Raw genomic sequence first — 14,293 nt, 5'->3', positions numbered from 1 at the left:
TGGTCGCGGCGATCGGCTACCTGGTGCTGCGGCCGCGGACCACCTCGCCGTACGCCATCGGCACCCGGCGATGGGTCCCGCCGACCTTCATCACCGTCGGCCTGCTCGGCGTCGCGTGGCTGATCGTCTACTACATCGCCGGGTCTTCGGTGCCGTTCATGAACACCCTCGGCAACTGGAACATCCTGATCGGGATGGCCGGGATGGCCGGCGCGTTCATCATCGCGACGCTCTGGAAGTAGCGAATTACACGGCTGTAGTTCTCCCCATCCGGGGATAACCCTGTGGATAACCATTGCGCTCCCAACCACCTCGCCCGGTGGTCGGGGCACCCTGAGGTGCCGTAGGTTCATGACCATGAGCAACGCTGTCATCGTGGACGTGGTCCGGACCGCGTCCGGCAAGGGCAAGCCGGGTGGCGCACTGTCCGGAATCCATCCCGTCGAACTGCTGGCCACGACCCTGCGTGGACTCCTGGAACGCAGCGACCTCGACCCCGAACTGATCGACGACGTGATCGCCGGCTGCGTCAGCCAGTCGGGTGAGCAGGCCGCCAACACCGGGCGCAACGCGGTCCTGGCCGCCGGCCTGCCGGAGTCCATCCCTGCGACCACGATCGACCGGCAGTGCGGTTCCAGCCAGCAGGCCGCCCACTTCGCCGCCCAAGGCGTGATCGCCGGGGCCTACGACGTCGTCATCGCCTGCGGTGTCGAGTCGATGAGCCGGGTGCCGATGTTCTCCAACTTCGCCGGCAGGAATCCGTACGAGCCCTTGGACGGCCGCTATCCCGACGGGCTGGTGCCCCAGGGCGTCAGCGCGGAGTTGATCGCCGCCCGGTGGAAGCTTGACCGGCAGACGCTGGACGAATACTCGGCTGAGTCCCACCGGCGCGCCGCGGCCGCCACCGCATCCGGCGCCTTCGGCACCGAGATCCTGCCGATCGGTGATCATGACACCGACGAGACGATCCGTGCCTCGACGACGGTCGAGAGGTTGGCGGGACTGAAGCCGTCCTTCCAGGATCCGACACTCTACGAGCGGTTCCCGGAGATCACCTGGTCGATCACGCCGGGCAACTCCTCGCCGCTGAGCGACGGCGCGTCGGCGGCGTTGATCATGAGCGAGGAGAAGGCGAACGCTCTCGGCCTCACCCCGCGCGCCCGGTTCCATTCCTTCGCCGTCACCGGGAGCGACCCGCTCTTCATGCTGACCGGAATCATCCCGGCCACCCACAAGCTGCTGCAACGCAGCGGACTGACCCTGGACGACATCGACTCCTACGAGGTCAACGAGGCCTTCGCGCCGGTCCCGCTGATCTGGCTGCAGGAATTCGGAGCCGACCCGGCCAAGCTCAATCCGCGTGGCGGCGCGATCGCCCTCGGCCACCCGCTCGGAGCCTCGGGTACGAAGTTGCTGACGACCCTGGTCAACCAGCTCGAGGCGACGGGTGGCCGCTACGGTCTGCAGACGATGTGCGAAGGTGGCGGTATGGCCAACGCCATGATCATCGAGCGGTTGGGCTGAAGAGCACTGATCCTGGGTCTAGAGAGGACAGCGATGGAGATCAACTCCGACACCGTGGCCATCGTGACCGGAGGGGCGTCCGGTCTCGGCAATGCGACAGCGACCCGGCTGGCCAGTCTCGGCGCCAAGGTCGTGCTGGTCGACCTGCCCGGCCCACGCGGCGACGAAGCGGCAGACAAGATCGGCGATCAAGCCGTCTTCGTACCCACCGACGTCACCTCCGAGGAGCAGGTCTCAGCAGCACTGGACACCGCGCTGGGCCTGGGAGCGTTGCGGTTCGTGATCAACTGCGCCGGGATCGGCACCGATGTCTTCCGGGTCGTCGGCCGCAAGGGCCCCTTCCCGTACGAGGCTTTCCAGCGCACCGTCACGGTCAATCTGATCGGCACCTTCAACGTGATCAGGTTGGCGGCCGAACGGATGATCACGCTTGAGCCGGTTGGCGAGGAACGCGGCGTGATCATCAACACCGCCTCGGTCGCCGCCTACGACGGACAGATCGGGCAGGCGGCCTATTCGGCATCCAAAGGCGGCGTGGTCGGGATGACGCTGCCGATCGCTCGTGATCTTGCCCAGCACAAGATCAGAGTGATGTCGATCGCGCCCGGAATCTTCCAGACGCCGATGATGGCCGGGCTACCGCAGGAGGCCCAGGACTCGCTGGCGACCCAGGTCCCACATCCGAGCCGGCTGGGCCGACCCGAGGAGTACGCCCAGCTGGTGGAGTCGATCATCGCCAACCCGATGCTCAACGGCGAGACCATCCGGCTCGACGGCGCGATCCGAATGGCCCCGCGCTGAGTCCGGTGCCCGGCTCGGGCCGGACCGGCTCCCGGCCGAAGGGAATCGACCGGGAGATTTTCGCGCTGGCCGTGCCGGCCTTCGCGACCCTGGTTTCCGAACCGGCGCTGCTGCTGGCCGACTCCGCGATCATCGGCCATCTGGGCACCACCCAGCTGGCCGGCCTGGGGATCGCCGGAAACCTGCTCGGCATCCTGACCGGATTGAGCATCTTCCTCGCCTACGGCACCACCGGCACGGTCGCCCGCCGACTCGGGGCCGGTGACCTGCGCGCCGCGTTGTCCGGCGGGATCGACGGGATGGCGCTGGCGGTGCTGCTCGGTGCGGTGCTCGGCGGTGTCCTGCAGGTGCTGCTGCCGACGGTGATCAACTTGTACGCGGCCGGCCCCGGGGTCGCAGCCGCAGCCACCAGCTATCTGCGGGTCGCGGCCTGCGGGTTGCCGTCGGTGCTGCTGATGCTGGCGGCCACCGGGGTGCTGCGCGGGCTGCAGGACACCAGGACACCGTTGATCATCGCGATCACCGCGAATCTGCTCAACATCATCCTCAACATCACCCTGGTCTACGGCCTGCATCTGGGAATCGCCGGTTCGGCGACCGGCAGCCTGATCGCCCAGACCGCGAGCGCGGTCGTGCTGGCCACGGTCGTCATCCGGGGTGCGCGCCGCAATGGCGTACGGATCGGTTTCCATCCGAGGGGCGTGCTGAGCGCCGCCCGGTCGGGCGTCTGGCTGGTGCTCCGGACCGCCTCGCTGCAGCTCGGCATCACGATCACGACGGTTGTGGCAGCGGGGCTGGGCGCGGTCGGGCTGGCGACCCATCAGGTCGCCAACAGTCTGTGGACCTTCCTCACCTTCGCCCTGGATGCGATCGCGATCGCCGCCCAGGCGGTGATCGGGCGCTACCTGGGCGCCGGCGACGTATCCATGGTGCGACGGCTGACCGACCGGATGATGGCCTGGGGTGTCGCCTGCGGCGTGGCCTTCGGGCTGATCATGGCCTTCGCCCGGCCGCTCTACGACCAGCTCTTCTCCCCCGACCCGCACGTACAGGCGCTGTTGGCCCGGGTGTTGCTGGTGGTGGCCTGTATCGCTCCGGTGGCGGCGGTGGTGTTCGTCCTGGATGGTGTCCTGATCGGCGCCGGCGACGGGAAGTACCTGGCGCTGGCCGGGCTGATCGCCGTTGTCGCCTACCTACCGCTGGCACTGCTGGTCCGCGGTCTGGACGCCGGTCTGGTGTGGTTGTGGGTCGCCTACGGCGGCTACATCGTGGCGCGTCTGGTGACCCTGGTCGTACGCGCCCGGGGCAGCGGCTGGATGCGCACCGGTATGTGACCGGACGCACCGAGACCCGCTCACCAACCAGACGCACCGAGGAAGGGCCTTCGGTTGCTATCGACCGTGACGCTCGCTAGCGTGCAGGCCTGATGACGAGTCGGCAGCCGAGGGAGAGCAGATGAAGCGCACGATCGCAGCCGTCCTCGCCGGCAGCCTGGTGGCCACCGCCGTTACCGCGCTCACTGCCCAGATCGGACACGCCGATCCGATCCGGATCCCCGTTCCGGCGGATCCGATCGCACCGGTGACCGCTGCCGAGACGAGCATGGTCGACTACTGGACCAGGAACAACTTCAGCAACATGCGCGCGGCCAAGGACATCACGGCGGTGCAGCGCTCCAAGCCCGCAGCCGCGGCGAAGAAGCCGACCATCCATCGGACCGCCGGCACCGGCAAGGACGACCCTGCGGTGACCGGCAAGCAGCGGATCATCAAGGCGGCGGCCGCATCCAGCACGACCGCGACCAAGACCGGCGGCAAGTGGACCAAGGGCGGCAAAGTCGTCAAGACCACCGGAAAGGTGTTCTTCGTCGTGCCGAAGGGCCGCCCTGGTGCCGGCAACTATGCCTGCTCGGCCAGCGTTGCGCCGGCCAACAACAAGGCAGTCGTGATCACTGCCGGGCACTGCATCAACGACGCCGACCAGAAGACCCCGGGCAAATATGTGACCCACTGGATCTTCGTCCCCGGATTCAAGGGCACCGCCAAGAATCCGGCGCCGTACGGCGAATACCCGGCGGTCAAGCTGCGCGCGTCGGTGCACTGGGTGAAGGCCGCCAACTTCAACTACGACGTCGGCATGGCGATTGTCGGCGGCCAGATCAACGGCCCGCACAAGGGTTCGCTGGTCGCCAACGCCCAGGGCAGCCAGGGCCTGGGATTCAACCTCGGGCGGCACAAGCGGGTCGTCAACTTCGGCTATCCGCAGCTGTCGCCGTACAACGGCAAGGTGCTGGACTATTCGGCCGGCAACGCGATCAATGCCGACGCCAACGGCTCGGGCAAGGGCAACAGCAGCGCGACCGACGATCCCAACGGCAGCCATGATCAGGTTGTCAAGAGCAACCTGACGGCCGGCGCCTCAGGCGGCCCGTGGTTCTACAACTTCAACGCGAGCAAGGGCACCGGAACCCAGATCTCGGTGAATTCCTTCAGCTACACCGTCACCGCCGCCCAGCGCAGCACGTACAAGATCCCCAAGTACAACATGTGGGGACCGTATTTCGGGTCCAAGATCGAGCACCTGTTCGACGTCGTCCAGGGCGCGAAGCCCAAGGCCACGGCAAAGTCGGCCAGCACCACCGAGAACAAGAAGGTCAAGATCAAACTGTCGGGCACCAAGACCCCGACCCCGAAGGGCGTGCCGAAGGATCCGACCGCGCTGGCCTTCAAGATCAAGAAGCAGCCGGAGCACGGCAAGGTCACCCGGTCGGGCAGCACCGCGATCTACACGCCGAACAAGAACTTCCACGGCAAGGACAAATTCACCTTCACCGTCGGCAACGGGATCAGCACGTCGTCCGCTGCCGGAGTGACCATCACCGTCAAGCCCTGATCGCGGTGCACCCGGTCACCGGGACCGATGCTGACAACACGACCGGACCGTGATTCAATCGCCGCGTGACCAAACCCGTCCTGGTGATCATCGATCCGGCGATCAAGCTGCCTGCGGGCGCCGAGCGTTCCACGGTCGAACAGTCCGGTGACCGGTTGCGGCTCGCCGATCCCGACCAGCCGCAAATCAACGTCACCGACCTCGGAGTGACCCGCGGGGACGGCATCTTCGAGGCGTTCGGGGTGTCCCACGGCACGGTCCAGGCGGTGGAACCACACCTGAGCCGGCTCGCCCGCTCGGCCAAGCTGCTCGACCTGCCCGAGCTCGATCTGGACGTGATCGAGCAAGGCGTCCGGCTGGCCGCCCGGGAGCACGAACAGGTGCCGTTCTTCATGGTGAAGCTGATCGTCACCCGCGGCATCGAGGGGGTCGAGGAGCCGACGGCGTGGGCGCTGGCCTTCGTCGGCGACGACTACACCGCGCGTCAGCAGAGCGGCGTCAAGGTCGTCACCCTGGATCGCGGCTACCGGCACGACGTCGCTCAGACCTCGCCGTGGCTGCTACAGGGCGCCAAGACCCTCTCCTACGCCGTCAACCGCGCCGTGATCCGCGAGGCCAAGCGCCGCGGGGCCAACGAGGTGATCTTCATCAGCTCTGACGGATACGTTCTCGAGGGGCCGAACTCGACCGTCATCCTCAAGTCCGGCGACACGTTCGTCACACCGCGGACCGATCAGGGCATCCTGGTCGGCACCACCCAGCACGCGCTCTTCGGGATCATCGAGTCGATGGGCTACGCGACCGACTATCGCTACGTCGAACAGCACGAGCTGACCGCGGCCGATGGTCTGTGGATGGTGTCCAGCGGACAGCAGATCTCGGCGGTCGTCGAGTTGGACGGCAATCCGCTGGACCACGATCACGAGCTGACACAGGAACTGCTGAAGCGCCTGGTCGAACGCTCGCTCTGACCGTCGCTTCCCCCAGCTCGTCCGCCGCTTCACTACAACGCGTTCCGCCGCGGGTTGCCTGCTTCCCGCACCAGTTCGTCGATCCAGCACCAGTTCGTCGATCCGGCACCAGTTCGTACGGAGCCCGCCTCCCGACGGCGCCCCATTCACGCCCGACGCCCTGTTTGCCTCCCTTCCAGGCGCCCTTGCTTCCGTTCGGGCCGTGTCGAGAGACCCTTGCTCCACTGACCTACCCCTGCTCCCGTTCGAAGGGAGGCTGGCGTACGGAGCTGAGGCAAGGGGCTCCTGAGGCGGCGCCGAAGGGAAGCAAGGCTCGGACGATCAGAGACGACAAACCAGGACGACAAACCAGGACGACAAACCAGGACGATGGAGCGCCCGATCGCGGCGATCGGCGATGTGACCCACCAGGCAATTCCCGATCTTCACAAATGTGTGAAGAGTGCTAACGTCAGTGACGTGACTACTGAACACGTCATCGACGTACGGGGTCTGGTCAAGAATTTCGGTCGCTTCCGTGCGCTCGACGGACTCGACCTCAGCGTCACGGCCGGCGAGGTGCATGGCTTCCTCGGACCCAACGGGGCCGGCAAGTCCACCACGATCCGCGTGCTCCTCGGTCTGCTGCGCACCGACGGCGGAAGCGCCCGCGTCTTCGGGCTGGATCCCTGGCGGGAGGCGGTGCCGATCCACCGGCGGCTGGCGTACGTCCCCGGCGACGTGGCGATCTGGCCCAACTTGAGCGGCGGCGAGACGATCGACCTGCTGATCAGGATGCGCGACGGCGACCCGAAATCCTCCCGACGCGAGGAGCTGATCGAGCGATTCGATCTTGATCCGACCAAGAAGGGCCGGGCCTACTCCAAGGGCAACCGGCAGAAGGTGGCGCTGGTGGCCGCCTTCGCGACCGAGCCCGACCTGCTGGTCCTCGACGAGCCGACGTCCGGTCTGGATCCACTGATGGAGCAGGTGTTCAACGAGTGCCTCGGCGAGCACAAGGCCAGGGGCGCGACGGTGCTGTTGTCCAGCCACATCCTGAGCGAGGTCGAGCGGCTCGCGGACCGGGTGACGATCATCCGGGCCGGCCAGGCGGTCGAGTCCGGCACCCTCGAGTCACTGCGCCGGCTACGCCGCTCCAAGATCACCGCTGTTGTCGATGGTCAGGTGCCTGACCTGATGGCCGATGGCGTCCATGATCTTGATGTTGACGGCCAGAAGATCACCTGTACGGTCGATCCGGACGCCCTGCCCATTGTTCTCACCTCCCTCACCGCCGCAGGTATCCAGTCCCTGACATCGGCCCCTCCGAGCCTCGAGGAGCTCTTCCTGGACGCCTATCGCCAGGACGCGACAACCCCTGAGCTCGTCGACGAGGCTCGCAGATGAGCACCTACACCGGGACCGGAATCCTCACCAGGCAAGCACTTCGTCGCGATCGGTTGATCGCTCCGATCTGGATTGTCCTGCTCGCGTTGTTCGTGTACGTCTCCGCCGCGGCAGTCCCGGCCCTCTACAAGACCACCGCAGAACGAGTCCAGGCGGCGCAGGCGATCAACAGCAACCCGGCCATAGTCGCGCTGTACGGGCCGATCCTCGACGTACACAGCATCGGCGAACTCGCGATGACCAAGGCAACCGTGTTGTACGCGATCTTCGTCGCGATCCTGATGGTGATCCTGGTCCGCCGTCACACCCGGGTCGAGGAGGAGAGCGGGCGGTTGGAACTGATCGCCGGCACCGCCGTCGGTCGCAACGCCCCGATGTTCTCGGCGATCGTCGAGGGCGCGGTCGTCAGCCTGGTCCTCGGCCTGCTCGCTGCCCTCGGTGCGATCGGCGGAGCACTGCCGACAGCCGGTTCATTGGCTTTCGGCGCGACCTGGGTCGGGATCGGACTGGTCAGCACCGGTCTGGCCCTGGTCTCCTGTCAGCTCGCGGCCAGCGCACGGACCTGCGCCGCGATCGCCGCCGGCGCGATCGCCGTCCTCTTCGTGGTGCGAGCGATCGGTGACATCTCGGCACAGTGGCTGTCCTGGCTGTCGCCCTTCGGCTGGAACACCCGCTTCCGCGCCTGGTCGGAGCCGCGCTGGTGGATGCTGGCCCTCTACCTCGGCTCGTTCGTCCTGCTGGTCGCGGTCGCCCAGCTGTTGCGATCCCGTCGTGATCTTGGTTCCGGCATGGTCGCCGCCAGACCCGGTCGCGCGACCGGCTCGCCTCGGCTCGGCGACGCCATCTCGCTCGCGGTCCGCGTCAACCAGGGTGCGATCGGCGTATGGTCCTTCGCCTTCGCCGCTCTGGGAATCATCTTCGGTGCCATCGCGCCGGGTGTCAGCAACCTGCTCGATAGCCCGGACGCGGAGCAGATCATCGCCCGGCTCGGCGGCCCGGGAGCGATGGCGGACACGCTGATCACCGCGGTCCTGTCCCTGGTGGCGATCATCGTCGTCTGCTTCGCGATCTCGGTGATCGCACACTCCGGCGGCGACGAGGCCGACGGACGCACCGAAGAGGTGCTGGCGACCGCAACCTCGCGCAGTCGCTGGTTCGCCGCGACCACGCTGGTCGCCTTCGGCGGCGTGCTCTGGTTGCTGCTGGTCGCCGGATTCTTCCTCTGGATCGGTGTCGGTGCCGCCGGTGCGCCCGCCGGATCGCACACCGGCAGGATCGTTCCCGCGGCGCTGGTCTACACACCAGCAGCCTGGCTGGTCATTGCTGTTGCGGCGGCACTGTTCGCGCTGCGCCGCAGCTGGGCGGTGATCGGCTGGATTCTGCCGGCGCTCTGTCTGGTGATCAGCCTCGTCGGGGAGCTCCTCGATCTGCCGGACTGGTTCGTCAGGATCTCTCCGTACGCCCACGTGCCGCAACTTCCCGCTGCCGCCATGAACTGGACACCACTCCTGGTCATGACCGGGATCGCCCTCGTCGTGACGGCTTTCGGCTGGTGGCGCTTTGCGCGGCGGGACATCGGCTGAGGCACAATCGAGCGACCATCGATCAGCAATCGATCAACGCCGTACGAAAAGAGACGATCACACTGTGACTGCCACCGACCCGCCCACCGGCACTCCTGCCGGGACTGACGACGAGCGGGTCTCGCAGTGGATCGAGGAGTTCGCCGGTTTCATGGTGCTGTCCGGCATCCCGCGGATGCCGGCCCGGGTGCTGGTGTGCCTGATGGCCGAGGATTCCGGCGCGCTGACCTCGGCCGAGCTGTCGCAGCGGCTCAAGATCAGCCCGGCTGCGGTGTCCGGTGCGATCCGCTATCTCACCACGGTGCACATGGTGCACCGGCGACACCAGCCCGGCGGCCGCCGCGAGGTCTACACGGTCGACAAGGACGTGATCCCGCAGTCGGTGACCGGCCAGATCCCGACCATGATCCGCTGGGTGGACATCCTCAATGCGGGCGTCAGGACGCTCGGGGCCGAGACCGAGGCCGGACGACGACTGGCCGACGCCGCCGACTTCATCCAGTTCGTCACCGGCGAGTTCGAGGGGCTGATGCAGCGCTGGGAGGAGCATCGTCGCCGGCCCTGAATCTCCGCATCCCGGCTCATCCCACAGCAGGCTTGAGAACCTCCTCGCACCACTGCCGGAAACTCGTCGGCGTGCTGTTCTGCGACGTACGGGCCGCTCCTTGATCAAGCCCTTCCGCCTTCGCGATCGCCATCTCGACCATGCCTTCGGCGATCGGCTCGGAACGACCTTGCGCCATCATCGCCCGGTAGTCGTCGTACGAGATCTGCCGATACTCGATCCTTCGGCCGAGCACCTCCGACATGATCGCCGCCATCTCGTTCTGGGACAGGTCTTCCGGGCCCAAAACCGGCACCTCGGCGATACCGGTCCACTCCAGATCGAGCAACAGGTCGGCTGCAACGGCTGCGATGTCGCGGGTGGCGACGCGTGGCAGTCGGAGATCACCCGGCTGCGGATCGCCGAAGAAGCCCTGGTTCTTGATCAACTCCGTCTGCCACAGCAGGTTGTCCATGAAGCCCGGCATCATCAGCGACCGCAGGTGCGCACCGGACCCGGCGAGCACATCGTCCATCGCCAGCGAACCGGTGACGATGCCGGCCCGCTTCTCGTACGCCGTCCCGCGGCCGAGGCCGGAGATACTGACGACCCGGGCGACGCCGTGCTCGCGGATCGCCTCGGCAGCGGGCTTGGTGAAGTCGACGAACCCTGACTCGACGCTGCTGGCCTGTGGATCGACGAGCAACAGCCAGAAGACCGCGTCGGCGCCGACGAAGGCCTTACGGACGACCTCGGGGTCGCCGTGCGAACCGGTGACGATCTCGACGCGCTCGCGGACTGCCGGGTCGAGCTTCTCCGGATGCCGGGCGATCACCCGGATCTCGGCGTCGGCCTGCAGCAGGTGATCAAGTAGTTGGCCGCCGATCTTCCCGGTCGGTGCGGTGACAACGATCATGTTCTCTGTCTCCTCGGTGATCTTGGTACGCCTCGATGGTGCGGCCACCGGGTGGGTGAAGGGAAAGACCGATTCGGCACGGATTGATACTCTGGCGGTATGAGTGATCCGGACGTACGTCAGCTGCGCTATTTCGTCGCAGTCGCCGAGGAGCGGCACTTCGGACGGGCGGCCGAGCGGCTGGGGATCGCCCAGCCCCCGCTGTCGCGGGCGATCCGGGAGCTGGAACGCCAACTCGGCGTGGAGTTGCTGCAGCGTACGACCCGGCAGGTGACCGTCACGCCTGCAGGTGAGACGCTGCTGCGCGACGCCAGAGTCGCGCTGGACGCGGTCAGTGCCGCCGCCCGGCGAGCGCGCAACGTCGGCAGCGACCAGCCGTTGCTGCGGGTCGCGATCAAGGCCGACTTCGACGCCGGACTGCTGCCGTCGATCCTGGAGGCGTACAAGGCCGAAGCCGAGGCGCTGCCGGTCGATCTGCTCTTCGGGACCAGAGGGGCACAGGTGCCCGCGCTGCACGACGGCCGTGCGGACGTCGCGATCCTGCCGCTGCCCTACGACGATTCCGGAGTGGATTGGGAGCCGTTGCTCACCGAACCGCGACTGCTGGCCGTGGCGGCGACCGATCCACTCGCCCGCAATTCCCGGTTGCGACTCGCCGACCTCGCCGGACGGCTGCTGCCCGACGGATCACCGGCCGAGCTGGGCGAAGCCGCACCGCCGCCCGCGCACCGGCGCACGGACCGGCCGGGCGTCGACCTGGCGATGATCTTGAATCTGGCCGAGCTGGGCGAGACCGTCTTCTTCGCACCGCTGTCTGTGGCTCAACGGCACATTCGCCCGGGCATCGCCTATCGCGCGGTTGAGGACCTGGGCCCGTCCACCCTGACCGTCGCCTGGCCGGCCGTCTCCCGCTCGCCAGCCGTGGCGTCTTTCGTCCGGGTCGCCGCCCAGGTTGCTGCGATGATCTATCGAGAGAACTCTGGACTGCCAGCCGCCGGCAGCGATGCGGGCGGTGTCACTGACCCACTCGTGATCACTGAAGCAGGTCCTTCAAAACGGGCGAAAGCCGCGCGGCCATGAGATCGTAGCCTGCACCGCTCGGGTGCAAACCGTCGGCTAGCAGGTACTCGTCTGCGGGCCGGAAGATCGAGGGACCAGCGATGAGGCTGAGTCTGCTGTCTCCGAACTCGAGCATGGTGTGCGCCGCCTCCGTGATCACATCTCGGACGTCCTCCAGCGTCATGCCTACCTGATTGGGTGTCTTTTCCCCTTGTGGATAGATGATCGGCGTCATCAGTGCAATGGGCGCCTCTGGATGCCGCTCGCGGATCGTGGAGACGAATCCCATCAGCGCCGGGCCCAGGCTTCGGGCCGAGAACGAGCCCGCCGCATAGATGTTGATCCCGACACAGAGAACGATGATGTCGGCGGCCATGTCGCCGATCGTGTGCGCTATCAGCGGGTCGAGGTGGCATTGTCCGCCGAAGCCGAGGCAGCGGAGGTCGAGGCTCAGTTCTCGGGCAACCCGCGCCGGCCACGTCGCGGTCGGCGAGGTCGCACCTCGGCATTGTGTGATCGAGCTGCCGTAACAGACGAGTGCGGGATGCGCAACCGGCGCCGCCCCGGCAAGGACGGCGTCGCTGTCGACGTAGAGCTCGGCGAGCCAGATCAAGCCGAACTGAGGAAGCCACACCTCCACGTCCGCAGGCTGTCGCCCCGCGTCGGCGATGCCGTCAATCCCGAATCGACCTTCGGCGTCGACAGGACAGCTGTGCACCACACCCGCAGCAACGATGTCGACGACATATGCGATGTCAGCCGCGGAATCCACGATCAGCTGCCCACCGATGTGATCGGAGTCCGTAGCAAAGCAGACCCTCACGCCAGCCTGCATGGCGGCTCGGTGTCGAAGATCATCCGGACCGAAGAGCCGGATTCGATCATGCGGCAACCGCCAGCCCCGGGCGGCTCCGTGGCGCGACTCGACCGATATGCAGCCGTCCCACCGCAGGAGCGGATCGAGCGGGCTGATGAGCCGCCTCGATTGCCTAGCCATGGCCCACCGTTGCGTTGTGAGGATCGGAAAACGAGCGCCGAGATTCCACCGAATGTCTCGTTCTACAGGGCCGCAGGAGCGCGGAGCGTGTCGGCTACTTCGGGGAAGACGTCGCAGACTTCATCAGCCAACGTCTGCCGACACCCCGCGACCAGCATCTTCTGGGTGGACGCGAGGTTCACAGTCTCTGCGGGATCGGCGATCAAGTCGAAGAGCTCGTCGTGCCCCTGGGACCGGTAGATGTAGCGGTGGGTCGGATTCCGGATGGACAGGTTAATTTCATCCTCAACAAGGGAGAACGTCGACGGATCCTTGTGTTCTCCGTGCGCGTTCTCGGAATCATGGTTCCACAGCAGGGTCTCTGCCGTGACGAACTCGCGCAGTGTCCGGGTCGTCCCACCCACGGCATCGGCGAAGCTTCGGCCGTCCAGGCCGCCGGGTACTGTCACCCCGGCCAACTCGAGTAGCGTCGGCGCGAGATCGACCATGCTGACCAGACCATCGCACGTGGATTGGCCGGCGTCGGGATGGCGGATGATCAGCGGGATGTGCACGGCTTCCTCGTAGTGCAGCAGATGTCCCTTCTCCATGAGCCGGTGGGCCCCCATCATGTCGCCGTGATCTGAGGTGAAGACGATGATCGTTCGATCGAGCTCGCCGCGACTACGCAGCAGATCCACGATGGCCCCGACCTGGTCATCGACCAGGGCGACGAGTCCGAGATAGTGGGCGATCGCGTCGCGCCAGCCGTCCTCGTCGAGATCGGCGAAGTCGCGCGCGAAGTGGCTCCTCTTGACCTGTGGCGGGAGCGACTCGTATCCCGTGGCCCAGCTTGGCGGGAGGGTGATCTGTGATCTGTCGATCAGCGTGTCGAAGGGGGCAGGCGGGAGCAGCGGGAAGTGCGGCGCGTTGTATGAACAGATCCCGAACCAGGGCTGATCGTCCGGGGTGCGATCCAGCACCTGGGCGAACTGTCCCGTCTGCCACGTCTCGAGGTAGTCGGCGCGACTGATCGCAGCCGTCGCTCGATGGGGAGATCGTGGATCGCGAAGCGCGAGCTGATCAGCCGCGGTGAGGTTCTCCAGCGATCCGGGAAGGAGTTCGTATCCGGCCGCGCTGGCGAAGTCCCGATAGTCCTCGATGTAACGGCCGCGGTCCTTCCCCTCGATCACGGCGGGGATCGCCGCGGTGTCGGAGAAGCCCATCGTCGTAGGGTCCGTTCCGGGCACGTGCCACTTTCCCACGTAGAAGCTGTGGTAGCCGGCCTCGCTGAACCACGATCCAATGCCGGCCGTCCGGAGATCCGGACGAATTCCGCGCCAGTTTCCGAGCACATCGTGGTGTCGCGGCATGAGGCCGGTCATCAGGCTAGAACGCGACGGACAACACAACGGGAAAGGGGTGTAGAACCCGTTGAAGCAACTGCCGGATCCGGCGAGCTCGTCAAGGTGCGGCGTTCTTGCCGCAGGGTTCCCGGTGCACCCCATCGTGTTCCAGCTCTGTTCATCGCTCATGATCACCAGAACATTCGGTGATCTTGGATCAGACATCAGCGGAATCCCTTCTGACAAAGTGAAAGTCATGCTTTACATAGACGTTACAACGTTGTAGAACAGAGCC

Annotated in this window: 13 protein-coding genes; 10 read left to right on the top strand and 3 right to left on the bottom strand. The window is 66.4% G+C overall.

Going from position 1 to position 14,293, the window contains the following annotated elements; genetic code table 11:
• The first annotated feature begins 11 nt into the window (after positions 1 to 11).
• The 9 genes from IEY07_RS24220 to IEY07_RS15335 all read left to right on the top strand — a co-directional run bounded on the left by IEY07_RS24220 (position 12) and on the right by IEY07_RS15335 (position 9,722).
• Positions 12 to 242 (top strand): cell division protein CrgA, encoded by a 231-nt coding sequence (locus IEY07_RS24220; protein ID WP_268239227.1) that lies wholly within the window; start codon positions 12 to 14, stop codon positions 240 to 242.
• A gap of 115 nt (positions 243 to 357) precedes the next feature.
• Positions 358 to 1,524 carry a thiolase family protein gene (locus IEY07_RS15370; protein WP_188896267.1) on the top strand — a complete coding sequence of 389 codons (1,167 nt, stop codon included), beginning with the start codon at positions 358 to 360 and terminating at the stop codon, positions 1,522 to 1,524.
• A 33-nt stretch (positions 1,525 to 1,557) separates the two neighbouring features.
• Positions 1,558 to 2,325, top strand: coding sequence for a 3-hydroxyacyl-CoA dehydrogenase (locus IEY07_RS15365; protein ID WP_188896266.1), 768 nt, complete (start codon positions 1,558 to 1,560; stop codon positions 2,323 to 2,325).
• A gap of 5 nt (positions 2,326 to 2,330) precedes the next feature.
• A complete protein-coding gene (locus IEY07_RS15360; protein WP_188896265.1) occupies positions 2,331 to 3,659 on the top strand; it encodes an MATE family efflux transporter in 1,329 nt (442 codons plus the stop codon).
• 121 nt (positions 3,660 to 3,780) lie between these two features.
• A complete protein-coding gene (locus IEY07_RS15355; RefSeq protein ID WP_188896264.1) occupies positions 3,781 to 5,217 on the top strand; it encodes an Ig-like domain-containing protein in 1,437 nt (478 codons plus the stop codon).
• 65 nt (positions 5,218 to 5,282) lie between these two features.
• Complete coding sequence (locus tag IEY07_RS15350) at positions 5,283 to 6,188, top strand: aminotransferase class IV (protein WP_188896263.1); 906 nt, start codon at positions 5,283 to 5,285, stop codon at positions 6,186 to 6,188.
• Between the two features lie 459 nt (positions 6,189 to 6,647).
• Positions 6,648 to 7,574, top strand: a complete 927-nt coding sequence (locus tag IEY07_RS15345) for an ABC transporter ATP-binding protein (protein WP_229670155.1) — start codon at positions 6,648 to 6,650, stop codon at positions 7,572 to 7,574.
• On the top strand, positions 7,571 to 9,157 hold the full coding sequence (locus IEY07_RS15340; RefSeq protein WP_188896261.1) for an ABC transporter permease: 1,587 nt from the start codon (positions 7,571 to 7,573) through the stop codon (positions 9,155 to 9,157). Before IEY07_RS15345 ends, IEY07_RS15340 begins: the two co-directional genes overlap by 4 nt.
• A 64-nt stretch (positions 9,158 to 9,221) precedes the next feature.
• The gene (locus tag IEY07_RS15335; RefSeq protein ID WP_188896260.1) at positions 9,222 to 9,722 is read left to right on the top strand and encodes a GbsR/MarR family transcriptional regulator; all 501 of its coding nucleotides are present in this window, start codon (positions 9,222 to 9,224) and stop codon (positions 9,720 to 9,722) included.
• A gap of 16 nt (positions 9,723 to 9,738) precedes the next feature.
• On the opposite strand, the gene IEY07_RS15330 is transcribed toward IEY07_RS15335, so the two are convergent.
• Entirely contained in the window at positions 9,739 to 10,665 is a 927-nt protein-coding gene (locus IEY07_RS15330; RefSeq protein ID WP_229670154.1) for an NAD(P)H-binding protein, read from the bottom strand.
• Positions 10,666 to 10,716: 51 nt separating this feature from the next.
• On the opposite strand from IEY07_RS15330, the gene IEY07_RS15325 reads away from it, so the two are divergent.
• The gene (locus IEY07_RS15325; protein ID WP_188896259.1) at positions 10,717 to 11,697 is read left to right on the top strand and encodes a LysR family transcriptional regulator; all 981 of its coding nucleotides are present in this window, start codon (positions 10,717 to 10,719) and stop codon (positions 11,695 to 11,697) included.
• Here IEY07_RS15325 and IEY07_RS15320 read toward each other — a convergent pair.
• Together IEY07_RS15320 and IEY07_RS15315 are read right to left on the bottom strand one after the other, a co-directional pair.
• The gene (locus tag IEY07_RS15320; RefSeq protein ID WP_373288861.1) at positions 11,651 to 12,673 is read right to left on the bottom strand and encodes an SGNH/GDSL hydrolase family protein; all 1,023 of its coding nucleotides are present in this window, start codon (positions 12,671 to 12,673) and stop codon (positions 11,651 to 11,653) included. The genes IEY07_RS15325 and IEY07_RS15320 overlap by 47 nt on opposite strands.
• A gap of 62 nt (positions 12,674 to 12,735) precedes the next feature.
• On the bottom strand, positions 12,736 to 14,223 hold the full coding sequence (locus IEY07_RS15315) for a sulfatase-like hydrolase/transferase (protein WP_188896257.1): 1,488 nt from the start codon (positions 14,221 to 14,223) through the stop codon (positions 12,736 to 12,738).
• Positions 14,224 to 14,293 lie beyond the last annotated feature (70 nt).

This window comes from Microlunatus endophyticus (genome assembly GCF_014646195.1).
GTDB lineage: Bacteria > Actinomycetota > Actinomycetes > Propionibacteriales > Propionibacteriaceae > Microlunatus > Microlunatus endophyticus.
The sequence above is the reverse complement of the archived record's forward strand: the minus strand, read 5'-3'. Positions and strand labels throughout refer to the sequence as shown.

What these genes read in the sequence shown, in the direction of transcription:
- IEY07_RS15370 (WP_188896267.1), top strand. Translation starts at nt 358, where the DNA reads ATGAGCAACGCTGTCATCGTGGACGTGGTCCGGACCGCGTCCGGCAAG.
- IEY07_RS15365 (WP_188896266.1), top strand. Translation starts at nt 1,558, where the DNA reads ATGGAGATCAACTCCGACACCGTGGCCATCGTGACCGGAGGGGCGTCC.
- IEY07_RS15355 (WP_188896264.1), top strand. Translation starts at nt 3,781, where the DNA reads ATGAAGCGCACGATCGCAGCCGTCCTCGCCGGCAGCCTGGTGGCCACC.
- IEY07_RS15340 (WP_188896261.1), top strand. Translation starts at nt 7,571, where the DNA reads ATGAGCACCTACACCGGGACCGGAATCCTCACCAGGCAAGCACTTCGT.
- IEY07_RS15325 (WP_188896259.1), top strand. Translation starts at nt 10,717, where the DNA reads ATGAGTGATCCGGACGTACGTCAGCTGCGCTATTTCGTCGCAGTCGCC.
- IEY07_RS15320 (WP_373288861.1), bottom strand. Translation starts at nt 12,673, where the DNA reads ATGGCTAGGCAATCGAGGCGGCTCATCAGCCCGCTCGATCCGCTCCTG.
- IEY07_RS15315 (WP_188896257.1), bottom strand. Translation starts at nt 14,223, where the DNA reads ATGTCTGATCCAAGATCACCGAATGTTCTGGTGATCATGAGCGATGAA.